A 26477-nucleotide genomic window follows, 5' to 3' on the forward strand; every position below is an offset into this window, starting at 1 on the left:
GACGCCCCCGCTACGACGAGGCCGTCTCGTCGACTGTCGATCCACCGGGCCGTCGCCCGAGCGACGACGCGGGTCGACAGTCGCCGACGGCCGTTCCACTGGCGCCACGCACCGACTGTGCCGCGGCGACGCCCGTCGCCAGCGAGCACAACAGGACAGCCACGAGAACGAGCGTGGGGGAACCACACCGCCACTAACATCAATATTCTGATAAATCCGTGCGGTGGTTCCCACCGGCCCGGAAACGAACCGTTCAGGTAGGGGCACCTCCGACCACGGGACGTGTTCGGATCGACGCTCGACGCCGTGCGCGGATTCCGTCGCCCCGTCTACGCCGTCGCGGGCGGTCGGCTGATCAACGTCTTCGGTGCCGGCCTCGTCTACCCGTTCGCGACGATTCACTTCCACCTCGAAGTCGGCCTCGCGCTCTCCATCGTCGGCGTCGGTTTGCTGGTCAACAACGTCGCGACTGCGACGGGGACGGCCGTCGGCGGCTACCTCGCCGACCGCTACGGTCGTCGGCCGGTGATGGTCGGCAGCATGGCGCTGTCCGCCCTGACCCTCGCCGCCTACGCCCTCGTCACCACGGGTGTCGGCTTCGTCGCCGTCGCGGCCGCCGCCGGCCTGACGACGGGGCTGTACGCCCCCGCGAGTCAGGCGATGATCGCCGACCTGACCGACCCAGGGGAGCGCGAACGCGGTTACGGTCTCCTGAAAGTCGCCAGCAACGTCGGCTTCGGCTCCGGATTCGTCGTCGGCGGCGTCCTCTACGAGTTCGCCGCCACCGCCGTCTTCGTCGCCGACGGCCTCACCTCCGCCGTCGTCGCCGTCGTCCTCCTCGCTGCCCTCCCGCGTGTCCACGACGGGCGGGCGGCTGCGACCCTCTCCGAGAGCGTCGGCGACTGGGGGCAGGCCATCTCGCAGCGCCGACTCCTCGGCCTCGCCCTCCTCAACGTCGGCTTCGCGGTCATGTACGCCCAGATGCAGGCGACGGTGCCCGTCGTCGCCAGCGAGACGCTCGGCCTCGACTCCGCGGAAATCGGCACGCTGTACGTCCTCAATCCGCTCGTCCTCGTCGTCTTCCAGATGCCCGTCCTGGGCGCCATCGGCGACTGGCGCCGGACTCGCGGCCTCGTCGCCTCGACTGCCTTCTGGGGGGTGAGCTTCCTCGCCGTCATGCTGGTCGAGTTCGTGCCGACCCGCCTCGGCGTCGCCGGCGTAGAGCCGGCTGCCCGAGGAACGTCCTTTCTCGCCGTGAGCCTGGTCGGCGCCTTCCTCGTTCTCCGCACGGTCGGCGAGATACTTCACTCGCCGCTCGTCACGTCGCTCGCCAGCGACCTGGGTCACGCCGACGAACGCGGCTCGCGGCTCTCCCTGATCGAAATCGCCAAGCGACTCGGGATGGGGGTGGGGGCCGCCCTCGGCGGCGCCTTCTTCGATTACGGCGTTGCGGCCCTGCTCTGGCCGGCGCTGATCGTCGGCTGTGCCGGCCTCGCTATCGGCCTCCTCGTACTCGAACGGCGGGTGTCGCCGGCCGAAAACGGGGTTTAGGCGAGCCGTTCGCGCACCGCGTCCCGGTCGACCGTCCCCGAATCCGTCCGCGGAATCGCGTCCGCGAACCGGAACGTCCGCGGCAGCTTATGCCCCGCGAGTCGCGCCCGGCAGTGGTCGTCGAGGGCCGCCACCGAGGGGGCGGCGCCCTCACGTGGGACGACCAGCGCGGCCACGCGTTCGCCCCACTCCTCGTCGGGGACGCCGACGACTGCGGCGTCGGCCACGTCCGGGTGGTCGCGGAGCGCGTCGGCCACCTCGGCGGGCGCGACGTTCTCGCCGCCGGTGACGATCAGGTCGTCCGTGCGGCCGACGATCCAGACCCGGCCGTCCCCGTCGCGGTAGCCCACGTCGCCGGTGCGGAGGCCGTCCTCGCCGAACGCCGCCGCCGTCGCGTCCGCGTCGAGGTAGCCCGGCGACACCGTCGGTCCCGAGACGACGAGTTCGCCCGTCTCGCCCGGCGAGCGTTCGTCGCCGTCCGCATCGCGAACGGCGAGGTCGGTCCAGTAGAGCGGGCGACCGACCGTTCCCGGATGGGCGACGGCTTCCTCGGGCGTCGCCGTCGCGATCTGTGAGGCCGTCTCCGTCATCCCGTAGGTGGGGAAGACGGGGATCGAACGCTCGATACACCGATCGAGCAGAGTGCCGGTCGCAGGCGCGCCGCCGAGAAGCACCGCCCGGAGCGACGGCCCGAGGTCGTCGGTCGTCGCGTCGAGGAGACGCGAGAGCGTCGTCGGCACCAGGGAGGTGGCCGTCACGTCGTAGCGCTCGAAATCCGCGGCGACCGCGTCGGCGTCGAACGACTTCCTGAGAACGACCGTCATGCCGTACAGGGGGCCACGGAGGACGGGCGTGAGACCGCCGACGTGATGCAGGGGGAGGGCGACGTGCCACCTCTCCGAGCGGTCGAAGCCGAGACGGAAGACGGAGGCGACAGCGCTCGCGAGGACGTTCCGAAGCGTGAGGCGGACGCCCTTCGGCGCACCCGTCGTGCCCGATGTGAAGGGGATCAGGAGCGTCGAATCGAGCGCCCAGTCGTGCGACACGACGGCGTCGGGCGTGTGGGCGCCGAGTAGGGTCACCGCCGAGTCGGCCACGCCGGTGCCGGCGTCGCCGTCGACGGAGACGACTGGAACGGACGCACCGTCGCCGTCCGCCGTGTTCGCCGCCGCCACCACGTCGGCCGCCGTCGTCGCGTCACAGACGAGCGTCGTCACCGCCGCCCGATCGAGTCGGGTAGCGAGTTCGTCGGGCGTGAGCCGCGTCCCGAGGGGGACGAGGACGGCGCCGAGTCGGACAGCGGCGTGGATCACCTGGACGGCGGCCGGGCGCGTCGGGAGGCAGACGCCCAGACGGTCGCCGGGGCGGACGCCGAGAGCGGCGAGACGGCCGGCGACCCGCTCGACGGCCGAATCGAGGTCGGCGACCGACCACCGCTCGTCCCGGTCGGCGTCGATCAGCGCCGTCGCGTCCGGCGTCACGGCAGCGCGGTCGGTGAGCGGATCGTTCATCGCTCGACGAACTCGACGAGGACGCCGCCGGTCGAGCCGGGGTGGAGGAAGGCCACGTCGTGTCCCCACGCGCCCGGTCGGGGGCGTTCGTCCACGAGTTCGACGCCGTGGTCCCGCACCGAATCGAGCGCGCCCGCCACGTCCGGCGTCGCGAGCGCGACGTGGTGGATGCCCGGCCCCTCGCGGTCGAGATACCGCGGGATCGCTCCCTCGTCGTCGAGCGGTTCGAGGAGTTCGACGTAGCCGTTGCCCAGATCGAGGAAGGTCACGTCGAGGCCGTCGAACGTCTCGCGGTGTGCGACCGGCGCGTCGAAGAGCGCGCCGAACAGGTCGGCTATGGCGGCGGCGTCGCGCGTGGCGACGCCGACGTGATCGAAGCGCATACTCGATCCCGGAGGCCCGCGGACAAATAGCGTCGGGTGTGTCACGACGGACGGATACTGATAGGGAGTATCGTAGCCAGCCGGGGGTCCAGCGACCCTCGACTGACCGTGGTCTCCGATTCGGGCGAAACCGAACCGATGAACAGTTACGATAATCCCTATGAGACCTACGACTCCTCGCCCGCGTCCTCCTCCTCGTCGCCCGCGAACGGCGACTCCTCGACGGGGATATACTCGACTTTCCGCGCGCGGTCGGCGATCTCCTCCAGATAGTCGAGCGCGATGAAGTTGATGCCCCGCTCGTTGTAGTTCTGGAATCGGCCGTCGACGAAGCCGAGATACTCGGTTTCCCCGTCGAGCGGCTCGATTTCGAGCACCCAGTCGGGGCCGTGCTTGTTCAGCCAGTTTGCCAGGGTGTTGTCCGTGATGGTGTCCCGATCGAGCTCGTCGCCGGACGGTTCCGTCTGACTCATGACGCGGAGAAGGCACGGGGGTAACTAAACGTTGTTCCCCCGATCGACGACTGTCGATCCGGAACTGATCGTGTCATGATACGTGTCTCGCGGCGACAGTCGGTCTCATAGTGTTTATCGTAAGTCATTAGCGGGGAGTCGCCAAGACGGTCCGGCGACCCACCGGTACCCAGTTACAAAAAACACTATCAGGCCGGATCGAACAGCGTCTCGCCATCGACCATGTGTTCCTCGACGGCGTCGAGATCGAGGGTCAGGCCGAGGCCGGGCGCCTCGGGGATGGCCATGCGCCCGTCCTCGATGAGGCCGTCCTCCTCGACGAGATCCTCCCACCAGCCGAGCTGGTAGCTGTGGAACTCGACGGCGAGGCTGTTGGGGATGGCGGCCGCGACCTGTGCGCTCGCCATCGTTCCGATGGGCGAGGCGACGTTGTGCATCGCGATGGGGATGTAGTAGAGGTCGGCGTGGGTGGCGATCTTTCGCGTCTCGCGCATCCCGCCGACCTTCGGGAGGTCGGGTGCGAGGATGTCGACCGCCTGCTCCTCGATGAGGCGGCGCTGGCCGTGGGTCCGGTAGACGTTTTCGCCGACGGTGACGGGCGTCGTCGACGACTGGGTGACCGCCCGCTGTACGTCGTGGTTCTCCGGCGGGACGGGGTCCTCGATCCACCACACGTCGTACTCCTCGACCGCCGCGAGCAGCTGTTTCGCGCTTCCGGCGGAGTACGACCAGTGACAGTCGAAGGCCACGTCGGCGCGGTCGCCGACCGTCTCGCACACCTCGCGGACGATGTCGACCTTGTGTTCGATCTCCGGACCACGCATGTGGCGGTTGGCGCGGTCGGCCTCGTGTCCGGAGGGCACGTCGAGGTCGAACTTCAGCGCGTCGTAGCCCAGTTCGGAGACGACGCGTTTGGCCTCCGCGGCGTTCGATTCGGGTTCGGATTCGTCGCCGGCGTGGCAGTCACAGTACACCCGCACCGCGTCGCGGTACTTTCCGCCGAGCAGTTGGTACGCGGGCACGTCGAGGAGCGTGCCGGCGGCGTCGTGCAGGGCGATTTCGATCCCGGAGATGGCCGACACCACCTTGCCCGAGATGGAGCCTTCGCCCGACATCTTCTGGATCAGGTGTTCGTACAGGCGGTCGATGTCCAGGGGGTTCTCGCCGATCAGGAAGGGGGCCATCCGGTCGACGATATCGGCGTCGCCGCCGCCCCAGTACGCCTCGCCGGTGCCGACGACGCCGGCGTCGGTGTAGACGCGGACGAGGAGCCACGGGTAGTTACCGTCGACCATCGTGGTCTGTACGTCGGTGATCACCACGTCGCGCGGGCCGCGGTCGGCCGAGAGCCCCATCGTCTCCGCCGAGAGGTCCCGCATCGTATACTCCGCGTTGGGGTCGTGGAGCGTGCGGTAGTTGGGCATACGTCTTTTCCAAGTCCGACGGTAATTATAGTACCCCCCGCCCGACGGAGTTCGAGGATGTCACAGCTTCAAGCGTCGGCCCGCCGTGGGTGGGGACGATGTACGAGACGATCCTCGTGCCGGTGGATGGGAGCGCGGGCGCCGAGGCCGCGGCGGCCCACGCCGTCGACCTCGCGACGGTTCACGACGCGAACGTCCACGTGCTCTACGTGGTCGACGTCCGCATGAGCCCGATCAGCGCCGACATGGACCACGACGAGGTGGTGGCGCTGGTCGACGAGTCGGGGGAGCGACCGACCACCGCGGTGATCGACCGGGCGGAGCGCGCGGGCGTCCCGTCGGTCGAGGCGATTCGCCTCGGAATCCCCCATCGGATCATCGAGGCGTACGCCGAAAACGAGGGCGTCGACCTCGTGGTGATGGGCACCCACGGCCGGACGGGCATCGAACACGCCCTCGTCGGGAGCGTCACCGAACGGGTCGTCCGAACCCTCGACGTGCCGGTTCTGACCGTCCACCCCGGTTCGGTGCGAGAGTGAGACGCGCCGTATCCCGGGCGTATCGCCACGGTACCGACGCTGACGTGTCAGCGTATCGGGGACGAAGCGAGGTTATTTGGCCCGTGGCGACGTGTGTGGGGACGACGGAGACCACCCATGACCCATACGCTCGAAATCAGCGACGAACTCAAGGACCGACTCGACAAGCACCTCGAGGAGGACGAGACCCCCGAGGAGTTCATCGAGGAACTGGTCTCGATGTACGAGACGGAGGGCGCGTTCCTCCAAGAGGGCTACTCCGAGTAAGGCTCAGGTCCCCCGGGTGTCGTCCCAGCCGCCGGCGTCTGCGAGTTCGAAGAGCTCTCCCCAATTCTCGTTCTCGGGAGCGTGATACGCCGCGTCGGACGGGTCGACGGTCTCTATGTCGGCCACGTGCTCGACGAGCCCCCGCCAGTCGAACCGCCGACCGTGCTCCCGAACGGCGCCGGTCAGAGATCACCGGATCTCCATCGGGAGCGACGCGGCGATGTCCTCTGCGGCGCCGGCGGGGACGTGCCCCCCGAGCGTCGACAGCGTCGCACGGATCGACCGAACCGTCTCGCCGGTGCCGGGGAGTTCGAGGCGATGCTGGACCGTCCGGATGAACTCGTCGAAGTTCGTCTTCCAAAAATATTGTTTATTGGTCATTAACGACGAAGGTCATTTCTACGGCGTGAGAACGCCTGTGTCAGGATTCGCCGACGGCGTCGAGCGTGAGCACCGGTCGATCACAGAGCCGGACGACCCGTTCGGCGACGCTCCCGAGGAGGTAGCGGTCGACGCCGGTCCGGCCGTGGGTGCCCATCACCACGAGGTCGACGTCTTCCGCGTCGGCGTAGTCGACGATGGCCCGGTAGGGGGCGCCGGTCAACACCGACGCCCGAATCGTCGAGACGTCGGCGCCTTCCGCCCGGTCGACGACCGAATCCAGCGCGTCCTGGCCCGCCTGCTGGAGTTCGTCGAGGACGGCTCCCGACCCGTCGGCGGGGATGGCCCCGGCGTCGACGACGTGGACGACGTGAAGCGCCGCACCGGTCGCCAGGGCGAACTCGACGGCGTGGGCCGCCGCGGCCTCGGCACAGTCGCTGCCGTCCGTCGGAACGAGCACTGCGTCGAGGTCACGGTCGACGACCGTGCCCTCGTGGACCGTGAGGACCGGCACCGGCGACTCGCGGAGCGTCCGCTCCGCGACGCTCCCGAGGACGAACCGACCCAGTCCGGTCCGGCCGTGTGTCCCCATGACGATACAGTCGGCGTCGTGGTCGCCGGCGTACTCGAGGATGTGCTCGTAGACGGCCGTCTCGGCGTCGACCACCGCCGTCGTGGCCGTGACGCCGGCGGCCGCCGCCCGGTCGGCGACGGCCGTCGTCGTCCGTTCGCCCTCGTCGTCGTCGGATTCACGCACGTACAGCGCGTGGACCGCCGCGTCGAACCGCCGCGCGAGGGTCACCGCCGCGTCGGCCGCCGCCACCGCCACGTCGCTTCCGTCGGTCGGTACGAGGATGGTGTCGTACATGATCGTTCGACCGGAGATCGAACGGGAGTGTCAATAAACCGTCGCGTCGTCCCCACGAAGCGAGAGCGACGATCCACCGGCCCAGCCGGTCGTCCCCCCGCAGTCAGTCGATCAGTCCCGCACCACAATCTATAAGAGACGACGACGAGATAATATAATTAAAGACCATGACATATAAACGCTGCCCGCTGTGCGCCCGGGCCATCGACTGCCGCACGGAGCTCCGAATCCACCTGATGGTCGAACATCGGAAGAGCGCGGTCATCGACGAGTACGTCGACCGGCTCGGCCAGTCGGTCGTCGTCTCGCCCTAGCGACCCGGCTGATACTCGCCGAACTCGTCGCGGAGGGCGTTCGATATTTCGCCGACCGTCGCGTACGTCTTGACGGCGTCGACGATGGGGGGAAGCAGGTTGTCGTCGCCACGGGCCGTCTCGCGGAGCGTCGCGAGTGCGGCCTCGACGGCTTCGTCGTCGCGCTCCTCTCGAACCGACTCCAAGCGGTCGATCTGTCGGCGTTCGTCCTCCTCGGTCACCTCCTCTAGGTCCACCTCGGGCTCCTCCTCGACCCGGAACTCGTTGACGCCGACGATGATTCGTTCGCCGTCCTCGATCTCCTGTTGGCGGTCGAACGCCACGTCCTGAATCCGTCCCTGCACCCACTGGGACCGCACCGCGTCGAGCATCCCCCCGCGCTCGTCGATGTCGTCCAGCAGGTCGAACGCCTCGTTTTCCAACTCGTCGGTCAGCGACTCGACGTAGTAACTCCCGGCCAGCGGATCGATTGTGTCGGCCGCCCCCGACTCGTGTGCGAGGATCTGCTGGGTGCGAAGCGCGGTTCGGACGCTCTTTTCGGTCGGGAGCGACAGCGCCTCGTCCTTGCCGTTGGTGTGGAGGCTCTGGGTACCACCCAGCACGGCGGCGAGTGCCTGGTATGCCACCCGAACCACGTTGTTGTCGATCTGTTGGGCCGTCAGCGTCGACCCGCCGGTCTGTGTGTGGAACTTCAACTGCCGTGATTTGGGATTTTCGGCACCGAAGCGCTCCGCCATGATCGTCGCCCACATCCGCCGGGCGGCGCGGAACTTCGCCACCTCCTCGAAGATGTTGTTGTGTGCGTTGAAAAAGAAGGAGAGCTGTGGGGCGAACTCGTCCACGTCGAGGCCGGCGTCGAGAGCGGCGTTGACGTACTCGATGCCGTTGCCGAGGGTAAAGGCGATCTCCTGGGCCGCGGTGGAGCCGGCTTCGCGGATGTGATACCCCGAGATGGAGATGGTGTTGAACTTCGGCGTCTCCTCGGCGCAGAACTCGAAGATGTCCGTGATGAGCCGCATCGAGGGCTCGGGCGGGTAGATGTAGAGGTTGCGCGCGATGTACTCTTTCATGATGTCGTTCTGGATGGTGCCCCGAAGCTCCGAGCGGGGGACACCCTGCCGGTCGCCGATGGCGACGTACATCGCCAGCAGGACGGCGGCGGGGGCGTTGATCGTCATGCTCGTCGACACCTCCGACAGCGGGATGCCGTCGAACACCGTCTCCATGTCCCGCAGGGAGTCGATGGCGACGCCCGACTTCCCCACCTCACCCGCAGCCATCGCCGCGTCCGAGTCGTAGCCCATCTGCGTCGGCAGGTCGAACGCCATCGACAGCCCGGTCTGGCCCTGATCGAGGAGGTAGTTGAACCGCTCGTTGGTCTCCGCCGCGGTACCCATGCCGGCGTACTGGCGCATCGTCCATAGCCGGCCGCGGTGCATCGTCGAGTAGACGCCGCGGGTGTACGGCTCCTCGCCGGGGAAGCCCACGTCCTCGCGGTAGTCGAGGTCGGCCACGTCCGCGGGGGTGTACAGCGGGTCGACTTCCTGGCCCCCGGTGTCGGTGGTGAACGGCTCCTGTCGCTCCCCAAACCGATCCACGGTCGGCCCGTACGTCTCGGCCTCCCACTCGGCTTTGGCCTCGCGGATCGCGTCGAGGTCGTCGGGGTCGAACATAGGCGGTCGGAGGAGCGCCGCGGACTTAAACTGCGGTCCCCCGTAGCTCGATACCCCCGCCGAACGGACGGCCGAACGCCGGTCACCGACCCCCGCTCTCTCGACGGCTCCCGCCGGACGCCGATTCCACGATGCTGGGAACCGTCGACCGGGATTATTCCCGGGGAGAACCATTCTCTAACCGAGGTGAGCAGGATGCAACTACTCTCTACACTCGCCGAACTGCCCGTCGCACAGTGGCAGCCGGGTCCCCACGGTCCCGGTCCGCACGGCCCGCACTGGGGCGGCGGACCGATGGGGCCGATGGGTCCCGGCGGCACTGGCATGAGCGGCGCCGGATTCGGCGTCGGTGGCTGGTGGCTCGTGTTCCTGCTTGCCCTCCTCGTCGTCGGCGTCGTCGCCGCGGCGCTGTTCCTGGCGATCCGCGAGGGAGGCGACGGCGACGACGGCGCCCTCGTCGTCCTTCGCGAGCGCTACGCCGCCGGCGACATAGAGCAAGAGGAGTTCGAGCGCCGTCGGGACCGGTTGACGGGCGGCACCGGCTAACACCGTCAGCCACAGACCCGAACACAAGCGTTCAAGGGTCCGCCCGCCCGCTGTATAGGCATGTACATCGCAGACGAGACGTGGCCCGAACTGGGCGACTACTTCGCCGACGAGTCGCTGGCGCTCGTCCCTCTCGGCTCCACCGAACAGCACGGCCCCCACCTCCCCTTAGCGACCGACCATCTGATCGCGGAGGCGTTCGCCCGCGAAGCCGCGGAACGAACCGGGTTCCTCTGTACTCCGACGATCAACGTCGGCGTCAGTCCTCACCACCGCCAGTTCCACGGGACCATGTGGGTCGACGCACCCGTCTTCCGGGACTACGTCGAATCCTTCACTCGCAACCTCACCTACCACGGCATCGACCGCGTCGTCTACGTCAACGCCCACGGTGGCAACGTCGACCACCTGCGGGAGGTCGGGCGGCGCCTCCGCGACGACGAGGAACTGTACGCAATCGAGTGGATGTGGGACGAGAGCATCCCCGAACTCGTCGACGACCTGTTCGCCCAGAACGGTCCCCACGGCGGCCCGAAAGAGACGGCCATGGTCCAGCATCTCCACCCGCATCTCGTCCGCGACGACCAGCTAGAGGCGGCCCGAGACGGCGGGATTCCGGACGTCGAGGCGGCGGAGACGGTCAAACACGGCTCCCGGACGTTCTACGACGCCGCCGACAACACCGGCAACGGTGTGCTCGGGGATCAGACCGACGCCACGGCCGAGAAAGGGGGACAGCTATTCGAGGCGGCGACCGACCAGCTCTGTCGGCTCTGTGACTGGCTGGACGACCAGCCGTTCGAGGACCTGCTGCCGAAAGGTCACGTGTGACCGGCACCGGGAACCCGTCGCCCGTCCGTCCGAGCGGCTGAACCCCTTCGCCATCCTTTTGACCGCGCACACCCACCGACGAGCTATGTTCGGTGGTGGCGGTATGAATCCGCGGAAGATGAAACAGATGATGGAACAGATGGGCATCGACGTGACCGAACTCGATGCCGAAGAGGTCGTCATCCGGACGGGCGACGAGGAACTCGTCTTCTCGAACGCCCAGGTGACGCGCATGGACGCCCAGGGTCAGGAGACGTACCAGGTCGTTGGCGAACCCGAAGTTCACGAAGCGAGCGAGACTGCCGGCGCCGTCGAGAGCGGCCCCGAGGCGAGCGAGGCCGACGACGGCGGCGAGGCGGCCATTCCCCAAGACGACGTGGAACTCGTCGCGACCCGCGCCGGCGTGAGCAAGGACGACGCCCGGGACGCACTCGAAGCCGAGGACGGCGACCTGGCGGCGGCCATCGCCCGACTGGAGTGACCGTCTTACTGGTCCACGGTGACCGGGAGTATCTCCGGGCACCGGGCGAGGAACTCCAGACCGATCTGGGCGTGCTGACGGTTCCCGACGACGTCGAACCCGGGCAGCGCCTGGAGACGCATCTGGGCGACGAGTTCGTCGTCCGCGAGCCACGCGGGCCGGACCTGTTCGATCACTTCGAGCGCACGGGGGCGCCGATGATGCCCCGCGACATCGGGCTGACCATCGGATTCACCGGCGCCGCGGCCGAGGACCGCGTCCTCGACGCGGGCACCGGAACGGGCGTCCTCGCGGCCTACCTCGGCCGCATCGGCACCGACGTGGTGACTTACGAACGCGATCCGGAGTTCGCCGAGGTGGCCCGCGAGAATATGCGCCTCGCCGGCGTCGACGACGCCGTCGAGGTTCGGACGGGGGACGTGACCGCCGACCTAGACGACCTGACCGGCTTCGACATCCTCACCCTCGACACCGAGGACGCCCCGACCGTCGTCCGGCAGGCGCCCGACATCCTCGTGAGCGGCGGTTTCGTCGTCGTCTACTCGCCGTTCGTCGAGGGATCGCGCGCCGCCGTCGAGGCCGCCGAGGAGGCGTCGCTGACCGACGTGACGACCCACGAGACGATCCAGCGGCGGATGACCTTCGACGACCGGGGCTCGCGCCCCGACACCCGGGGTGTCGGCCACACCGGCTACCTCACCGTCGCGCGGTGGCAGTAGCCGACTCCCAGAGCCCGGGAGACCGACCGACGGTATAAGTGCGTGGCCGCCAAATCGACGCGTATGAGTCGGGAGCGCGGCGCGGAGATCGACGACGTGCGGACGTGGCCCGAACTGGCGGTCGGCCTCTACGAGCGTCTCACGGGCCGTGGCGCCGAGATCACCTACGAGTTCGACGATCTGGAGATACGGGTCCCGGATCGGATGGGACCGAACGCCGACCACGCCCGCTGGCGTCTCGATGGCACGGTTCGCATCAGGACCCGTGATCGCGACCACGACGAGGAGTGACCGAACTCGACCGGCCCCTCGACGTCGACGCCGATCTGACGCTCGCGGTCGGCGACGAGACAGTGACGATCCGGGGATACGGCGACCTCGTCGTCGTCGCGGCGCCGTCGCTCTCGGTCGTCCGAACGCTCGCCGGGACTGCTGCCCCGCCGTTCGACGTTCACCTTCTGGACCACCTGTCCGACGCCGACGTGACGCTGGACGTTCGGGTGCGTGGCCGGAGCGTCGCCCGGGCGGGGTCGGAAGTCGACGCCGGCCCCCTCTCGCGCGCACTCGGCGTCGCGCCGGCCCGCGTCAGCCTCGGCGGCCTCCTCTTGACGACGCTCGGCGAGTGGCGGTGCTAGGCAACGCCACGAACTAGCTCGAACAGCTCCGCTCGGAAGGCCGAGGGATCGAGACAGTCCGCGAGCGCGTCGGCCGCCGGCCCCGCGCCGTCGACGACGGCGGTCGGATAGGCGCCGCCGGCCAGTCGGAAGGCGCCGTCGGGCGCCCAGACCGCCAGCCACCCGTCGACCGAGAGCGTCACGCCGACGACCCGACAGCGAGCGTCGTAGCCGAACAGGCGGGCGTCCTCGTTGCCGACCCGGAGGGAGCGACGCTCGACGCGGTCGACGGCTTCGAATCCCCGATCTTCGAGGCGGTCGGCGAAGCCGTGACTCGCGCGGGACGCGACCAGCCCCCGGAGCGCGCCCGTCACCGGCGGCGACGGGGTGAGTTCGAGGCGGGTCGCGAGAAAGAAGCGCCAGCTTCGGTCGACGCCCGTCCGTTCGCGGACGGCTTCGCGGAGTCGGTCGTCCTCGTAGAGGCGGATATGGGCCCTGACGGTGAGGCCGGGGGCGGCGAAAGGCGTCTCGGTCGTGTCGCCGGCGTGTCGCCAGTCGGTGAGCGGGTCGTCGGGAACCGACGGCGGATCGACCATTGCGTCTACTGCACGGCGCCGTCACGCATATATGTTGGTCCGTCGCCGCTCCGTATCACGCCGTCCGGTCGACGGTCAGGAGGAGCCCCCCGAACAGACACAGGAAGACGACGCCGAGGGGGAGAGGAAGTGACGAGAAGCCACGCGAGAGCAGGAGATACGTCGCGCCGGCGAAGACGAGGCCCGTGCCGAGAAGGAGCGCACCGAGGAGACGCACGGGATCGACCGGCCACGACTCCGCCCAGGCCTCCCGCCGGTAGTAGACGAGGGAGACGACGAGCGCCGCCACGAAGAGGGCGGCCCCGACCGCCCAGACCTCGTAGGCGGCGACGATCGGATTCCCACGCTGGAACGCGATGGCCGACAGGGGGTCGGAGACGGCGACGCCGCGGGCGAGCGAGATACCGAACACGTACCGGAGTTGAACCAGCGGAAACCGGACGAACAACACCGCCGCACCGCTCGGGTCCGAGGCGTACGATACGTTCCAGGGGATAAACGTCGACAGCCACGTCAGGAGGACGGCCAGTTCGCCGGCGTACTCGGACCGAACCCACATACGCGTCCCCGACGCGGGCCACGGAATAAAACCCACCGGCGTCGGTCGCCGTCGAAAGATATCGTAGTTGATAACTGTGGGCGAACGATTACACGTCAGTCGCCGCTCGAACGGCTCGATGGGGGGCGACAACGCGACCACGACCCGGATGCGGCGCGTCGAACCGCTCGGTAGGTCGCCGACGGCGACGTGAGTATGTCCGGTCCAATCGAGCTCTCGGCGACGATTCTCCGTGAGCGCATCCACGAGAAGCCGGTCAGGGCCGACCTGACGGTCGGCGGCGACGTTCTCCGCGTGGAGAGCGAGGACTGGCCACTCGCCGTCGCGGCGGCCGACATCTTCGACGTTCGCCGCGGCTCGCCGCGGGCCGCCGCCGATTTTTCAGCGGGACGGTCGGCGGGACGTGCTGTTCGTCGACGGCTCCCGATCCGCACTCGAGAAGTACGCCGGCCTCCTCTATCCCTGGCTGCTGGACGGCACCGAGGTGGCCGTTCGTCACCCGGCCGAGGTGGGTGGCCGCGTGATCGGCGAGACGTTCGACATCGGGACCTACGAGTCACACCCGTCAAGATCGGCCGTACGGGAATCACCTACCCGTTCGGCATCGACCTCGATACGATCGTTCATCTCTCGCGGTCCGAGGGGGGCTTCTCGGGGACGAGCGGACGATTATGGATCTCCAGTACGTGAGCGACGGGATGGCGGTTTCCCTGGACCTGTCGGTCGAGCCACCGAGAACGCAGCACCTACTCGGACGCCACCTGCGACAGAACTACCACGACGTTCGAAAGCGGGTCCGGCAACTGGACCTCCCCAAGCCAGCCGTGCGAACGCTCCACAAACTCTACTCGTTCCGTGGCACCGCGTCGCCGTGGGTGATGCTCGACGACTCGACGGACGCTTCGGTCGACATCCTCCGCGGCCTCGGGAAGGCGGACCTCGTGTGTCTCACCGACGGAGGGGTCGAACTCACCTCCCGCGGGTTGATTCTGGTCACCGAACACGTCGGCACGTCGGACGGCGGGGCATCGGTCCCGCCGGCTGACGACTGATAGTGATCATTGTAAGTCAGTACCGGTGGTTCGCCAGAACGGATCGGCGAACCACCGGTATACAGTTACAATAAATGAACGGTCGGCCAGACGCGGGGCGTTACGTTCATACCGCCTGAACCCAAAGACGAACGTAGGGAATGAGGCGCGACCACTTCGAGTTGGAGGCACACAACATCGACTGGGTCGAGACCGGCGAGGCGCCGGCCGAACCCAAAGTCGTCATCGACTTCAACGGACCGAAAGAGACGCTGACAGACCGGCTGACCGACGCGGAGGGGACCCTGCTGGAGGCCTCGGAGACGGACGTAGCGTTCCGACTGCAGGACCCACTCGACGACCCGGATGCGGCGGGCGTCGTCAGCGTCACCGACCGCGTCACCGGCGACTTCCTCCTCGAACTCAACGAGGAGGCCGACGACGTACTGCGATTCGTCCGCGCCGCACGCGAGTACGGCCAGTCGGCCGACGACGACGGCGGCCGCTACAGCGTCGTCATCCGCATCGACGGCGAGACGCTCGCGACGTACTCGAAGAGTACCTTCCTCGTCTACGACGCAAACGGGAGCCTGCTCCGGTCCAAGAGCCTCATCCCGTCCGGCGTCGAACTCTAGATTTACGTCGCTCGGCGCGTAGGGGTGGGCGTGCGAAACGTCACCGACCGCGTCAGTAACCCGTTCGGTATGCAGCCACCCTGTGAGCGATTCGTCCCGGGGTACGGCGACGCCAACGCTCACTTCCACGTCGTCGGCGACCACCCGGGCGTCCACGGGGGCATCGAGGCCGGCGTCCCCTTCACCGGCAGCCAGGCCGGCCGTCGACTGCAACGCGCGCTCCACGACGCCGGCCTCCTGCGGACGACGGGCGACCGACCCGATGTGAACACCACCTACCTCTCCTACCTCCACACCTGCGTGCCGACGGGCGCGCCGACCGACGACGACTACGCCGCGATGGAGCCGTTCTTCGACGCCGAACTCCGCGCCATCGCCGCGCACGTCCTTTTCCCGGTGGGTGAACGGGCAATCGAACACGTCCTCGAGACGTGCACGGCCCACGACACGGCAGGCCTCGACGTCGAGAGCCTGCACGCGACGGAGGTGCAGGGCAGCGGGTGGCTCGTCATGCCGATCCGTGACCCCCGGACGTGGGCGTCGGACGACGCGACGAGCCTCGTCGACGCCATCGACACCCTCCGCGCGACCGACTACCGGCGCGAGACCGACCTCGGTCGGTTCGTCGCGGGCAACGAACCGTATCTGGTCCGGTGACGGCTGGCCGAACGTCCACTGCGGCGCGTGCCGAACGGCCGGAATACTCGCATGAGCCGCTGTCCGGGGCGACTGTCGACACATTCGGACAATTCTCACGAGCATTATGGAATATATTAGCGAGATCAACAGCTTTTTCAATACATGCGTAAACATAGGAACCGACGCGATCGGCCTTCCGCCGAGCGCGTCACGTATCGCATAGACATTGCGAGTCAGGTGCTCCTCGCAGTGGCTTGGTCAGTCGAACGGCCACCGCGTGTGGCCCCGTACGTTCTCCGTTCGGGGGACGCCATCGTGGCGTCGCCCGTTCGTTCGGAGACGTCCGCGCACCACCGTCCGGACGGACGCCTCGAGGCACATACGAAACCTTGAAACGCGAACCGACGGTAGCAGAGGGTATGGAACTGCGGGTCATCGAGAAGACCGACGAGGAACTCCGCATGGAGATCGCGGGCGAGGATCACACGTTCATGAACGTCCTCAAGGGCGCGTTGCTGGAGACGGCCGGGGTGGCGGCGGCGACGTACGACATGAACCCGGAGCAGTCGGGGGGACAGACCGACCCCATTCTCTCGGTCAAAACCGAGGCCGGCACCGACCCCCTCGACGCGGTTGGCGACGCCTCCCGTCGCGTGCAGGACATCACCGACGACTTCATGGCCGCGTTCGACGCCGCCGCGTAACGGCCGGCGGAACACGCTCCCCACCGCCGCGATACCCCCGACGCCGAGCCCTGGCCGCGCTCGCTCGGCCACGAAGGCGCAACGAACTCGACGGCGCCAGCGCGGGACCGCGCGACGTTACGGACGCGCAAAGAGAAAGCCGCGTGTTAGGAGAGGATATCAAAGCCGCACCGGAACGCCCCGCTCGTCCAGATACTCCTTTACGTCTCGGATCGAGTACTCGTCGAAATGGAAGATGGAGGCCGCGAGCGCCGCGTCGGCGCCGGCGTCGGTGAACACTTCGTAGGCGTCTTCCGGCCCCCCACAGCCCGAGGAGGCGATGACGGGCGTCGAGACGTTGTCACAGACGGCGCGGGTGAGCGGGATGTCGTAGCCGTCTTTCGTCCCGTCCGCGTCGATGGAGTTGACGAACAGTTCGCCCGCCCCGCGCGACTCCACCTCGCGGGCCCACTCCACCACGTCGACGCCCGTGCCCTCGCGGCCGCCCTTGATCGTACACTCGAACCAGCAGGATTCGCCGTCGATCCGCTCGTAATGTTCACCCGCCTCGTCGTAGCGCCGGCGGGCGTCGACGCTGATGACGATGCACTGGCTGCCGAAGGCCGCGGCGCCCGCGTCGACGAGGTCCGGATTCTCGATGGCCGCGGTGTTGATCGACACCTTGTCCGCGCCCGCCCGGAGCGTCTCCTTGATGTCGTCGCGGGTGCGGATGCCGCCGCCGACGGTCAGGGGAATGAACACCTCGTCCGCGATCCGCTCGACGACGTGGAGCATCGTCTCGCGCCCCTCCGCGCTGGCCGTGATGTCGAGGAAGACGAACTCGTCGGCGCCCGCCGCGTTGTACTCGCGGGCCATCTCGACGGGGTCGCCCGTGTATTTCAGGTCCTCGAAGTTGACGCCCGTGTACACCGCCGCGTCGCCGTCCTCGTCGATGTCCACGTCGATACAGGGGATGATTCGCTTGGTTACGGCCATTACTCGTGTCTCCCCTCCGACGCCGGGCGACAAAAACCGTCTGGTGTCGGTGGCTGTGGCCGTCCCCTTCGTACCGTCGACGATGCCGTGTCGAGATGCTCGGTACAACGAGTCCCTCTGGCGGCCGCCGACGGTATCAGGAGTATTTTTGTAACACGGCCCCCCACACACGCATATGGCCGACCACGACGACCACGCGGACCACGAGCATCACCCACACGGCGGCGACGAGGGACGTGTCACCTCGCCGATGCAGGAGTTCACGACCGGGCAGGTCGGGATCGGTTTCGTCGTCCTCCTCGTCGGCCTCGCGGTGACGTTCGGACTGCCGCTTCTATTCTAGCTCCCGTTCGAGCACGTCCCGGATCGCACGAATCTCCTCGACGCCGCGGGTGAGTCGCTCCTCGCCGACCGTCAGGGTCAGTTCGCCGCCGGCCGTCGCCGCACCCAGATCCCTGACGGGCGCGTCGCCCGCGGCGGCTTCCACCGCCGCCGGATCGGTCGTCTCGACGACGACTCGCCCGGGCGTCTCGTCGAACAGCGCTTCGGCGCTCTCGACCGTCGCGCTGATGCCCGCCGCGCCCACCATCTCAGCGAGCGTCACCGCGAGGCCACCGTGGCTCACGTCGTGGGTGGCGAGCGTCGAGTCGAGGCTGGCGACCGCCCGGACCGCGTCGACCGCCGCCGTCGGGTCCGCGGGCAGGTCGGGGAAGCGGTCGCTCCCGCCCTGCGTGGCGAGGTACGTCGAGCCGCCGAGGGCACCGCCGCGGGCGCCGACTTCCAGTAGGGTTCCCTCGCCGGAGACGGTCATCGGCGGGGCGTCGTAGCCCTCGCGGACGCCGATCATCGCCAGCGTCGGCGTCGGCGGGATGGGGCCGGCGGCGGAGTCGTTGTACAGCGAGACGTTGCCGCCGACGACGGGTACCGAGAGGGTCCGACACATGTCCGCGAGGCCGTCGACGATGGCACCGAAGCCGCCGTACACCTCGGATTTCTCTGGGTTGCCACCGTTGAGACAGTCCACCGCGGCGTGGGGGCTGGCCCCCTTGGCCGCGAGGTTGGTCGCGTTCTCCAGGGCGACGGCCCGGGCGCCGTCGTAGGGGTCGGCGTCCGTCCACGCCGGGATTGCACCCGCCGACAGGGCAAGTCCCGTGCCGGCCTCCCTGATCGCCATGATCGCCGCGTCGTCGCCGGGACGACGCGCCGTCCGCGCCCCGACCTCGTGGTCGTACTGGCGGTAGACCCACGCCTTGCTCGCCGTGTTCGGACTGCCGACGACGGCGTCGAAGGCCGACTCGACCCCCGCGTCGGGCAGGTCGCGCTCGGCCTCGACCGGCTCCGCCATCGGCAGGTCGTTCATCGGTGCGCCGTCCGCGAGGAACTCGGCGGGCACGTCGACGACCGTCTCGCGGCCTCGCGGCTCGCTTCCCTCGAAGGTACAGACGTAGTTCCCCTCGGTCACCTCGCCGATGACCGAACAGCCGAGGTCGTAGCGGTCGGCTATTTCCCGCACCTCAGCCACGTCGTCCGGCCGCACCTCGTAACACATCCGTTCTTGGGATTCGGCGAGCAGGATCTCCAGGGCGGACATGTTGGGTTCGCGCTGGTGGACCCGATCGAGTTCGATTTCGGCGCCCAACCCACCCTTGGCGACGAGTTCGCTGGAGGCGCCGCCCAGTCCCGCGGCGCCGAGGTCGCGGGCCGCGCGGATCAGATCCGCGTCGACCAGCGCCTCGTTGGCCTCGATCAGGAGCTTCTCCGTGTACGGGTCGCCCACCTGCACCGCGGGGCGATCCTCGGTTTCGGCGTCCTCGCTCAGGTCCTCGCTGGCGAAGGAGGCGCCGCCGAGGCCGTCGCGGCCGGTGGCGTTGCCGACGAGCACGAGTTTGTTGCCCGGCGTCTTCGCCTCGGCGGTGACGAGACGCTCCTCGTTCACGATGCCGACACAGGCGACGTTCACCAGCGGGTTGCCCTCGTAGCCGTCGTGGAACTCGACGCTGCCACCGACCGTCGGGACGCCGATGGCGTTGCCGTAGTCGGCGATACCCTCGACGACGCCGTCGAAGAGATAGCGGGAGTGCTCGCGGTCGAAGCCGCCGAAATAAAGCGAGTCGGTCAGCGCGATGGGGTAGGCACCCATCGAGAGGATGTCGCGGACGATGCCGCCGACACCGGTCGCCGCGCCGTCGTACGGGTCGACGTAGGACGGGTGGTTGTGGCTCTCGATGCCCATCGCGACGTACGTCTCCTCGCCGTCGCCGTGGGTGGGGAGGGAGACGACGGCGGCGTCGTCACCGGGGCCGACGACCACCTGGTCGGCCTCGCTGTCGAACGCCGACAGGAGCGGTCGGGACGACCGATAGGCGCAATGTTCGCTCCAGAGGTTCTCGAACAGCGCCGCCTCGGCGGGCGTGGGGTCCCGCCCGAGTTCGGCGGCGACGAGGTCGTGGTCCGTATCGGACAGGCTCATTCACCTCCGTCTTTCGCGCTGGCGGAGTAATGTTTTTCCATCGGGGCCCGCGCCCGCCCCGAAGGATCGGCGCCCTTTTTATCGCCCGTGCCGACCGTACGCGTGTGTTATCGGTCGAGTTGCACACGCACTCGTCGCTGTCCCACGACGGTCGGGACCCGGTCGACCACCTGCTCGAACAGGCGGCGTCGGTCGGGCTTGACGCCATCGCCGTCACCGACCACGACGAGATCGACGCTAGCCTCGACGCCGTCGAGATGGCTCCCGGCTACGGCTTAGTGGGCATCCCCGGCATGGAGATCACGACCGCCGCCGGCCACGTCCTCGCCCTCGGCGTCGAGGAGTTGATTCCGGCCAACCTCTCCTTCGAGGAGACGCTCGACCGCATCCACGCGGGGGGCGGCATCGCCGTCGTCCCCCACCCGTTCCAGTCCTCCCGCCACGGCGTCGCGCCACACATCTCGGCCGCAACGCTCGCCAGCGCCGACGCCATCGAAGTGTACAACTCCCGCCTCCTCACCGGTCGCTCGAACCGCAAGGCCGAGCGCTTCGCCGCCTTCCACGACCTCCCTATGACCGCCGGCAGCGACGCCCACATCGCCGAGATGGTTGGACAGGCGGTCACGGAAGTCGACGCCGACGAGCGCACGGCCGAGAGCATCCTCGACGCTATCGCCGACGGCCGGACGAGCGTCGTCGGCCGCCGCACCCCGTGGCGAATCAGCTTCCGACAGGCTGCCGGCGGGGCGAAACGCCGACTCGTCCGCGCGCTCGGCGACCTGCTGTGACCCGGCTTCGCGGCGCCGACGCCGAGACCGTTCGCCGTGCCCTCGACGCCGACGACCCTCTTCCCGGCACGGCCGGCTTCGCCGGCTTCGTGAACCGAGGTGCCTCGCGCCTCGCCCCTGACGGCTTCCTCGTCCGCGACGTACTCGGCCGACAACCGATCTTCGGCGCCCCCGACGACTGGGGGTTCGCGCCCGACGGCGTGGCCGGCGACCCGACGCCGGTCCCCGCGGGCCACATCCGCGAACCCGACGGCACCGACCGCCGCGTCTGGTCGCTCCCCGACCCACCCGCCGCGAACGACGACGTGGCCGCCGTCGAAACGGTTCGCCACGCCATCGACGACGCGCTGGCCGGCCTCGACGACGACGGCCTCGCCGTTGCCTTCTCCGGGGGCGTCGACTCCGCGCTCGTCGCCGCGGGCACTCCGAACGCACCCTGCTACGTCGTCGGCTTCCCCGACGCACACGACGTGAGTGCGGCACGGGGGGCCGCCGCGGCGATGGGCCGGGAGCTTCGCGTCGTCTCCCTCGACCACGCCGACCTAGAGCGGGCCGTCCCCGAGGTGGTCGCCGCTACGGGCCGGACGAACGCGATGGACGTGACCATCGCCCTCCCGCTCTATCTCGTCGCGGAGCGCGTGGCCGCCGACGGCTACGACCGCCTCGCGTTGGGTCAGGGCGCCGACGAACTGTTCGGCGGCTACGCGAAGGTGGTCGACCCGGCCGACGACGACCGGGTGGCCGCGACGACCGTTCGCGGCGCGACACGGGAGATGCTCGGGAGCCTGCCCGATCAACTCGAACGCGACACACTGACCCTCCGGGCGGCGGGCGTCGACCCCGTTGTCCCCCTACTCGCGGACGGCGTGGTCGAGGCGGCGCTCCCGCTTCCCGGCCATCTGCTCGCGACGGCCGACGAACGCAAAGTCGCGCTCCGGCGCGCGGCCGCCGACCGGCTTCCCGCGTCGGTCGTCGACGCCGACAAGAAGGCCGTCCAGTACGGCAGCCTGGTCTCCCGCGAACTCGACCGCCTCGCGAGACGGGCGGGGTTCAAGCGGCGGATGGACCGCCACGTCGACCGATATATCGAGTCGCTCGTCTAACGCCCGGCCGTCTCGATGGCCTCGATGCCCAGTTGCTCCACGTCGGGGTCCACGTCGGCACCGCGCAAGGCGGCCGGATCGTACCACGCCCACGCGTCCGGCCCCGGTTCGCCGGGAGCAGGGTCGATTTCCCGGTGCTCGACCGTCGCGTAGTAGACGTGGTCGATGTGCTGGTGGCCCACCTCGCCGTCACAGACGTTCACGTCCGCGAGCATCAGGTGTCGCGGGCGCGGGATGGCCCGCGCCGTCTCGGAGCGCACGTCGTCGCCCTCGGTCAGAAGCGTCGGCTCCAACCCCGTCTCCTCCCGGGCCTCCCGGAGCGCCGCCTCGTGGGGGAGTTCGCCCCGGTCGACGTGCCCGCCAGGCGGGAGCCGAATTCCGAGTCCGGGATGGTCGTGCAGCGCCGTCGCGCCGTCGGCGACGAGATACACCGTCGCGGTGAAATGTCGTGTCGTCTCCATGGGCGACGGTTGGCCGCCGGGCGTATCGGCTTTCCGACGCGCACCTTTTTCACGTCGGGGTCGGATGCTCCGCCCGGTTCCCTCCACCGTGAGTCACGTGCGCATTACGGACGACCAGCTGGACCGCACCGTTCCCGTCGAGTCGACGATCGGGACGGGAGAGACGACCTCTCGGGCGACGAAGCGAGGATCGTGCTCCCACCCGAGGTGCCGGTGACGATCGAACGCGGCGAGTCGTGAAAAGCGGTCAGGGAACCTGAATCTGCTCTTCGGCTTCGAGCAGTTCGTGGTAGCGGTTACGGATGGTCACTTCGGAGATGTTGGCGACTTCCGACACTTCGCTCTGGGTCACCTTCTCGTTGGTGAGGAGCGCGGCGGCGTAGATGGCGGCGGCCGCGAGGCCGACGGGGCTTTTGCCGCTGTGGACGCCTTGATCTTTCGCCGTCTTCAGCAGGTCGCGCGCGCGCCGTTCGGACTCGTCGGAGAGGTCGAGTTCGGAGGCGAAGCGGGGGACGTACTGCTCGGGGTCGGCGGGCTGGATCTCGAGGCCGAGTTCGCGGACGACGTAGCGGTACGTCCGGGCGATTTCGTCCTTGTCGACGCGTGAGACGGTGGCGATTTCGTCGAGGCTCCGGGGCGTGCCGGCCTGCCGGGCCGCGGCGTAGAGGGCGCTCGTGGCGACGCCCTCGATGGAGCGGCCGGGGAGCAGGTCGTCCGAGAGGGCGCGTCGATAGATGACACTCGCCGTCTCGCGGACGTTCTCGGGGAGGCCGAGCGCGGAGGCCATCCGGTCGATTTCGCCGAGCGCCTGCTTCAGGTTGCGCTCCTTCGAGTCCCGGGTTCGGAAGCGCTCGTTCCAGGTGCGCAGACGCTGCATCTTCTCGCGCTGGCGCGAGGAGAGCGTCTTGCCGTAGGCGTCCTTGTCCTGCCAGCCGATGTTGGTCGACAACCCCTTGTCGTGCATCATCTGGGTCGTCGGCGCGCCGACCCGCGATTTCTGGTCTTTCTCCTTCGAGTCGAAGGCGCGCCACTCGGGGCCGTGGTCGATCTCGTCTTCCTCGACCACGAGTCCGCAGTCGGCACATACCGTCTCGCCGTGCTCGGTGTCGGTGGCGAGTTGTCCGTCACACTCCGGACAGCGGAGCTGTTCGCCGTCCTCGGCGTTCGTCTCGTCCTCGTCCTCGCGCGCGCGCGAGCGTTCAGTCGTGTAACCGCGTACGCTATCGGTCATTGGTTTGTATCAGTGAGCAGAACGGCTCTATACAGGGTGTGAGCGCGGCCGAATATTTAAATATGTCGGCTTCGGGTGAGGCGGTTGCTCGACTCCCGGCCGCCGTGGCGATCCGTCGCTCGCGCCGAACCGACCGGCCACGACAGGTCGAACTGCGCCGCCGCCGCAAGCGACCGCCGAACAACGTCGGTAAATCGTCGTTACGACTGCGGGAGGTTGATGACGGTCGGTTCCGTAGGTCGAACTCACATGACATCTCCGCTTCCGACGACGGTCATCAGCGGCCCGCTGGGCGCCGGCAAGACGACGCTGGTCAACCGCCTCCTGAACGATCCGGGTGACCGCCGTATCGCCGTCCTCGTCAACGACATGGGTGAGGTGAACGTCGACGCCGAACTGCTGTCGGCGGAGACCGACGACGGCGTGATCGACCTCTCGAACGGCTGTATCTGCTGTCGCCTCGGGGACGACCTCGTGACGGAGACGACTCGACTGGCCGAGGAGCGGTCCGTCGATTATCTCGTCATCGAGGCTTCGGGTATCAGCGAACCGATTCCCATCGCCCGGACGCTGACCGAAGGCACCGACGGAACCGGACCGCCCGAGAACGTCCGCCTCGACACCACCGTTTCGGTGATCGACGCCTACGGCTTCTGGAAGGCGTTCGACCCGGCCGAGTCGCTCCCGGACGCGGCGCCCGCTCCCGAACGCCCGCTAACCGAGGTGCTCGTCGACCAGATCGAGTTCTGTGACGTGCTCCTGTTGAACAAGTGTGACATGGTTCCGGACGGGGAACTCGACGCCGTCGAGGCGGCGATCAGGGAGCTCCAGCCTCGGGCGGAGCTTCGTCGGACGACCTACGCCGAGGTCGATCCGGGTACGGTTCTCGGGACCGGCCTGTTCGACTTCGAGGCGGCCCGACGACGGCAGGGGTGGAAGCGAGCACTCGCCGAGGCCGAGGACGACGGTCACGACCACGGCGACCGGCCCGCGGCCGCTGCCCACGGCGTCGGGTCGTTCGTCTACCGTCGGGAGCGGCCGTTCGATGCCGACCGCTTCGACGCTTGGCTCGACGAGTGGGAAGGCGACGTGGTCCGGCTGAAAGGGTTCGCGTGGGTTGCGAGCCGCCCCGAAACCGTCCTCGGCGTGAGCCAGGCGGGCCCCGCCGTTCAGGCCGGGCCGATCGGCGAGTGGGGCACGGACGACCCCACGACACGGCTCGTGATCATCGGTCGCCACCTCGACACCGACGCGATCACGGCCGCCCTCGACGACTGCTTGGCCGACGGATCCGCCGAAGCGGACGGGGCCGAGGCCGATCCGTTCCCTCGAAAAGCCTAGATGCCCACGTCCTCGCGGAGGTCGTCCCAGGACTCGTGGAAACCGTAGGTCGACTCCGAGGTCCCGCCGACCGTCGACTGGTACGTCTCGTCGTACGACAGCAACTGCGTCCAGCCGTCGTGGTAGCGATAACTACAGTACTGACACATGGATCGGGGTAGTCACGACGCCGGTATAGCTCTGTCGTGAAAAAACGGATCGGGGTTCGCCCTACGGCTCTAGCAGCACCTTCGTGACGCCCTCTTCGCGGTTGTCGAAGGCCTCGTACATTTCGGGGGCCTCGTCGAGACCGACGCGGTGGGAGACGACCCAACTCGGATCGGCCCGACCCTCGATGATCAGGTCGCGAAGCTCGCGGTTGTACGACTTGACGTTACACTGGCCGGTACCGAGTGCCTGTCCCTTCTCGAAGAGGAGGCCGAAGTCGATGCCGAGACGGCCCTGTGCGGCCATGTCGTCCGGTGCGCCGGGGTCCTCGGGCACGTAGAGCCCGGGGATACCGAGTTCACCCGTCGGTTTCACCGTCCGAATGAGATTGTTGATGACGACGGCGGGATTCTCGCGGGCGGGATCGTAGGCGGAGTCCGCCTGCTTCTCCGGATCGACCGCTTGGTAGCCGACCGCGTCGACGCCCTTGTCGACGCCGCCGCCGTGCAGGTCCTTGATCTGCTCGACGGGGTCGCCCTCCTCGAAGTTGATCGGCGTCGCGTCGCAGTGCTCCTCGGCGAGGTCCAGCCGGGAGGGCACGCGGTCGACGACGTAAATCTCGGCCGCGCCCTTGATTTTCGCGCTATAGGCGGCCATCAGGCCGACCGGACCGGCGCCGTACACCGCCACGGAGTCGCCCGGTTCGAGGTTGGCGAGTTCGGTGCCGTGCCATCCCGTCGGGAAGATGTCCGCCAGTAGCGCGAACGCATCTTCGTGTGCGTCGCCCTCCGGGAGTTTCAGCGCGTTGAAGTCGGCGTAGGGGATTCGGAGTTTCTCGGCCTGACCCCCCTTGTACGGGCCCATGGCGACGTAGCCGTACGCGCCGCCGGCGAAGCCGGGGTTGACGTTCGTACAGAAGCCGGTGTAGCCGTCCTCGCAGTTCTCACAGAAGCCACAGGCGACGTTGAACGGGGCGACGACGCGGTCGCCGACTTCGAGATCCGACACCGCCTCGCCGACTTCGCTGACGACCCCCATGTTCTCGTGCCCGAAGACGATTCCCGGCTCCGCGGCCGTCCGTCCCTCGTACATGTGGAGGTCGGAGCCACAGATACAGGTCGTCGTGATGTCGATGAGGACGTCGTTGGGGTGTTCGATCTCCGGTTCGTCGACTTCCTCGACTGCGACTTCGTGTGGTCCTTTGTAGACGACAGCGTTCATT

33 protein-coding genes and 2 pseudogenes are annotated in these 26477 nt (G+C 68.4%); 19 read left to right on the forward strand and 16 right to left on the reverse strand.

Annotated features, from left to right (window positions below; genetic code table 11):
* Positions 1-10: 10 nt before the first annotated feature.
* A complete protein-coding gene (locus HALNA_RS20075) occupies positions 11-163 on the reverse strand; it encodes a hypothetical protein (RefSeq protein WP_157573534.1) in 153 nt (50 codons plus the stop codon).
* Positions 164-282: 119 nt separating this feature from the next.
* On the opposite strand from HALNA_RS20075, the gene HALNA_RS12460 reads away from it, so the two are divergent.
* Positions 283-1551, forward strand: a complete 1269-nt coding sequence (locus HALNA_RS12460; protein ID WP_049936683.1) for an MFS transporter — start codon at positions 283-285, stop codon at positions 1549-1551.
* Here HALNA_RS12460 and menE read toward each other — a convergent pair.
* The 4 genes from menE to HALNA_RS12480 form a co-directional block, all read right to left on the reverse strand.
* On the reverse strand, positions 1548-3062 hold the full coding sequence (menE, locus tag HALNA_RS12465; protein ID WP_049936684.1) for an o-succinylbenzoate--CoA ligase: 1515 nt from the start codon (positions 3060-3062) through the stop codon (positions 1548-1550). The two genes, HALNA_RS12460 and menE, sit on opposite strands and share 4 nt — an antisense overlap.
* On the reverse strand, positions 3059-3445 hold the full coding sequence (gene mce, locus HALNA_RS12470; RefSeq protein ID WP_049936685.1) for a methylmalonyl-CoA epimerase: 387 nt from the start codon (positions 3443-3445) through the stop codon (positions 3059-3061). The genes menE and mce overlap by 4 nt, the downstream gene beginning before the upstream one ends.
* Before the next feature lie 167 nt (positions 3446-3612).
* Positions 3613-3918 (reverse strand): hypothetical protein, encoded by a 306-nt coding sequence (locus HALNA_RS12475; protein WP_049936686.1) that lies wholly within the window; start codon positions 3916-3918, stop codon positions 3613-3615.
* 188 nt (positions 3919-4106) lie between these two features.
* Positions 4107-5342, reverse strand: coding sequence for a mandelate racemase/muconate lactonizing enzyme family protein (locus tag HALNA_RS12480; RefSeq protein WP_049936687.1), 1236 nt, complete (start codon positions 5340-5342; stop codon positions 4107-4109).
* A gap of 98 nt (positions 5343-5440) precedes the next feature.
* Here HALNA_RS12480 and HALNA_RS12485 point away from each other — a divergent pair, with 98 nt between their 5' ends.
* Positions 5441-5881, forward strand: a complete 441-nt coding sequence (locus HALNA_RS12485) for a universal stress protein (RefSeq protein WP_049936688.1) — start codon at positions 5441-5443, stop codon at positions 5879-5881.
* A gap of 117 nt (positions 5882-5998) precedes the next feature.
* Complete coding sequence (locus HALNA_RS20635) at positions 5999-6148, forward strand: DUF7557 family protein (RefSeq protein ID WP_169719042.1); 150 nt, start codon at positions 5999-6001, stop codon at positions 6146-6148.
* 3 nt (positions 6149-6151) lie between these two features.
* On the opposite strand, the pseudogene HALNA_RS21690 reads toward HALNA_RS20635, so the two are convergent.
* Both HALNA_RS21690 and HALNA_RS12495 read right to left on the reverse strand, forming a co-directional pair.
* Positions 6152-6529, reverse strand: a pseudogene (locus tag HALNA_RS21690) (DUF2267 domain-containing protein).
* 40 nt (positions 6530-6569) lie between these two features.
* Entirely contained in the window at positions 6570-7397 is an 828-nt protein-coding gene (locus HALNA_RS12495) for a universal stress protein (protein ID WP_049936689.1), read from the reverse strand.
* Between the two features lie 167 nt (positions 7398-7564).
* Between HALNA_RS12495 and HALNA_RS20080 the strand changes: the two genes are divergently transcribed.
* Entirely contained in the window at positions 7565-7711 is a 147-nt protein-coding gene (locus HALNA_RS20080) for a hypothetical protein (protein WP_157573535.1), read from the forward strand.
* Here the strand turns inward: HALNA_RS20080 and HALNA_RS12500 are convergent.
* On the reverse strand, positions 7708-9384 hold the full coding sequence (locus tag HALNA_RS12500) for an acyl-CoA mutase large subunit family protein (RefSeq protein WP_049936690.1): 1677 nt from the start codon (positions 9382-9384) through the stop codon (positions 7708-7710). The genes HALNA_RS20080 and HALNA_RS12500 overlap by 4 nt on opposite strands.
* A gap of 195 nt (positions 9385-9579) precedes the next feature.
* Between HALNA_RS12500 and HALNA_RS12505 the strand changes: the two genes are divergently transcribed.
* From HALNA_RS12505 to HALNA_RS12530, 6 genes are all read left to right on the forward strand, one after another.
* Positions 9580-9930, forward strand: coding sequence for an SHOCT domain-containing protein (locus tag HALNA_RS12505; protein WP_157573536.1), 351 nt, complete (start codon positions 9580-9582; stop codon positions 9928-9930).
* Positions 9931-9990: 60 nt separating this feature from the next.
* A complete protein-coding gene (locus tag HALNA_RS12510; protein WP_049936692.1) occupies positions 9991-10761 on the forward strand; it encodes a creatininase family protein in 771 nt (256 codons plus the stop codon).
* 85 nt (positions 10762-10846) lie between these two features.
* Positions 10847-11242, forward strand: coding sequence for a nascent polypeptide-associated complex protein (locus tag HALNA_RS12515; RefSeq protein ID WP_049936693.1), 396 nt, complete (start codon positions 10847-10849; stop codon positions 11240-11242).
* Positions 11239-11961: a methyltransferase domain-containing protein gene (locus tag HALNA_RS12520; RefSeq protein ID WP_049936694.1), complete on the forward strand. Its 723-nt coding sequence runs from the start codon at positions 11239-11241 to the stop codon at positions 11959-11961. The genes HALNA_RS12515 and HALNA_RS12520 overlap by 4 nt, the downstream gene beginning before the upstream one ends.
* 63 nt (positions 11962-12024) lie before the next feature.
* A complete protein-coding gene (locus HALNA_RS12525; RefSeq protein WP_049936695.1) occupies positions 12025-12252 on the forward strand; it encodes a hypothetical protein in 228 nt (75 codons plus the stop codon).
* The gene (locus HALNA_RS12530) at positions 12249-12596 is read left to right on the forward strand and encodes a hypothetical protein (protein ID WP_049936696.1); all 348 of its coding nucleotides are present in this window, start codon (positions 12249-12251) and stop codon (positions 12594-12596) included. Before HALNA_RS12525 ends, HALNA_RS12530 begins: the two co-directional genes overlap by 4 nt.
* Here HALNA_RS12530 and HALNA_RS12535 read toward each other — a convergent pair.
* Together HALNA_RS12535 and HALNA_RS12540 are read right to left on the reverse strand one after the other, a co-directional pair.
* Positions 12593-13171: a hypothetical protein gene (locus HALNA_RS12535; RefSeq protein WP_049936697.1), complete on the reverse strand. Its 579-nt coding sequence runs from the start codon at positions 13169-13171 to the stop codon at positions 12593-12595. The two genes, HALNA_RS12530 and HALNA_RS12535, sit on opposite strands and share 4 nt — an antisense overlap.
* Before the next feature lie 55 nt (positions 13172-13226).
* Positions 13227-13730, reverse strand: coding sequence for a DUF7549 family protein (locus HALNA_RS12540; protein WP_049936698.1), 504 nt, complete (start codon positions 13728-13730; stop codon positions 13227-13229).
* Positions 13731-14106: 376 nt separating this feature from the next.
* Here HALNA_RS12540 and HALNA_RS21695 point away from each other — a divergent pair.
* The 5 genes and pseudogenes from HALNA_RS21695 to HALNA_RS12565 form a co-directional block, all read left to right on the forward strand.
* Positions 14107-14259: pseudogene (locus tag HALNA_RS21695) on the forward strand (CheF family chemotaxis protein); the annotation flags it as partial.
* A 142-nt stretch (positions 14260-14401) separates the two neighbouring features.
* The gene (locus HALNA_RS21210) at positions 14402-14782 is read left to right on the forward strand and encodes a hypothetical protein (RefSeq protein WP_049936700.1); all 381 of its coding nucleotides are present in this window, start codon (positions 14402-14404) and stop codon (positions 14780-14782) included.
* A 140-nt stretch (positions 14783-14922) separates the two neighbouring features.
* A complete protein-coding gene (locus tag HALNA_RS12555; protein ID WP_049936701.1) occupies positions 14923-15396 on the forward strand; it encodes a DUF5793 family protein in 474 nt (157 codons plus the stop codon).
* Positions 15397-15426: 30 nt separating this feature from the next.
* Positions 15427-16053, forward strand: coding sequence for a uracil-DNA glycosylase family protein (locus HALNA_RS12560; RefSeq protein WP_049936702.1), 627 nt, complete (start codon positions 15427-15429; stop codon positions 16051-16053).
* 401 nt (positions 16054-16454) lie between these two features.
* On the forward strand, positions 16455-16739 hold the full coding sequence (locus tag HALNA_RS12565) for a DNA-directed RNA polymerase subunit L (protein ID WP_049936703.1): 285 nt from the start codon (positions 16455-16457) through the stop codon (positions 16737-16739).
* A gap of 159 nt (positions 16740-16898) precedes the next feature.
* Here HALNA_RS12565 and hisF read toward each other — a convergent pair whose 3' ends face one another.
* Entirely contained in the window at positions 16899-17714 is an 816-nt protein-coding gene (hisF, locus tag HALNA_RS12570; protein WP_049936704.1) for an imidazole glycerol phosphate synthase subunit HisF, read from the reverse strand.
* A 175-nt stretch (positions 17715-17889) separates the two neighbouring features.
* On the opposite strand from hisF, the gene HALNA_RS20640 reads away from it, so the two are divergent.
* On the forward strand, positions 17890-18057 hold the full coding sequence (locus HALNA_RS20640; RefSeq protein WP_169719044.1) for a DUF7550 family protein: 168 nt from the start codon (positions 17890-17892) through the stop codon (positions 18055-18057).
* Here HALNA_RS20640 and purL read toward each other — a convergent pair.
* A complete protein-coding gene (gene purL, locus HALNA_RS12575) occupies positions 18049-20184 on the reverse strand; it encodes a phosphoribosylformylglycinamidine synthase subunit PurL (protein ID WP_049936705.1) in 2136 nt (711 codons plus the stop codon). The two genes, HALNA_RS20640 and purL, sit on opposite strands and share 9 nt — an antisense overlap.
* A 104-nt stretch (positions 20185-20288) precedes the next feature.
* Here purL and HALNA_RS12580 point away from each other — a divergent pair, with 104 nt between their 5' ends.
* Together HALNA_RS12580 and HALNA_RS12585 are read left to right on the forward strand one after the other, a co-directional pair.
* On the forward strand, positions 20289-20972 hold the full coding sequence (locus HALNA_RS12580) for a PHP domain-containing protein (RefSeq protein WP_049936706.1): 684 nt from the start codon (positions 20289-20291) through the stop codon (positions 20970-20972).
* Complete coding sequence (locus tag HALNA_RS12585; RefSeq protein ID WP_049936707.1) at positions 20969-22075, forward strand: asparagine synthase C-terminal domain-containing protein; 1107 nt, start codon at positions 20969-20971, stop codon at positions 22073-22075. Before HALNA_RS12580 ends, HALNA_RS12585 begins: the two co-directional genes overlap by 4 nt.
* Here HALNA_RS12585 and HALNA_RS12590 read toward each other — a convergent pair.
* Positions 22072-22536: an NUDIX hydrolase gene (locus HALNA_RS12590; protein ID WP_049936708.1), complete on the reverse strand. Its 465-nt coding sequence runs from the start codon at positions 22534-22536 to the stop codon at positions 22072-22074. The genes HALNA_RS12585 and HALNA_RS12590 overlap by 4 nt on opposite strands.
* Positions 22537-22783: 247 nt before the next feature.
* On the reverse strand, positions 22784-23767 hold the full coding sequence (locus tag HALNA_RS12595) for a transcription initiation factor IIB (RefSeq protein ID WP_049936709.1): 984 nt from the start codon (positions 23765-23767) through the stop codon (positions 22784-22786).
* A gap of 249 nt (positions 23768-24016) precedes the next feature.
* Here HALNA_RS12595 and HALNA_RS12600 point away from each other — a divergent pair, with 249 nt between their 5' ends.
* Complete coding sequence (locus HALNA_RS12600) at positions 24017-25108, forward strand: CobW family GTP-binding protein (protein WP_049936710.1); 1092 nt, start codon at positions 24017-24019, stop codon at positions 25106-25108.
* Here the strand turns inward: HALNA_RS12600 and HALNA_RS20645 are convergent.
* Positions 25105-25257 (reverse strand): hypothetical protein, encoded by a 153-nt coding sequence (locus tag HALNA_RS20645; RefSeq protein ID WP_169719045.1) that lies wholly within the window; start codon positions 25255-25257, stop codon positions 25105-25107. The genes HALNA_RS12600 and HALNA_RS20645 overlap by 4 nt on opposite strands.
* A gap of 61 nt (positions 25258-25318) precedes the next feature.
* Positions 25319-26476 (reverse strand): glutathione-independent formaldehyde dehydrogenase, encoded by a 1158-nt coding sequence (locus HALNA_RS12605; RefSeq protein ID WP_049936711.1) that lies wholly within the window; start codon positions 26474-26476, stop codon positions 25319-25321.
* Between the last annotated feature and the right edge of the window lies 1 nt (position 26477).

This window comes from Haloplanus natans DSM 17983, assembly GCF_000427685.1.
Taxonomy (GTDB): domain Archaea; phylum Halobacteriota; class Halobacteria; order Halobacteriales; family Haloferacaceae; genus Haloplanus; species Haloplanus natans.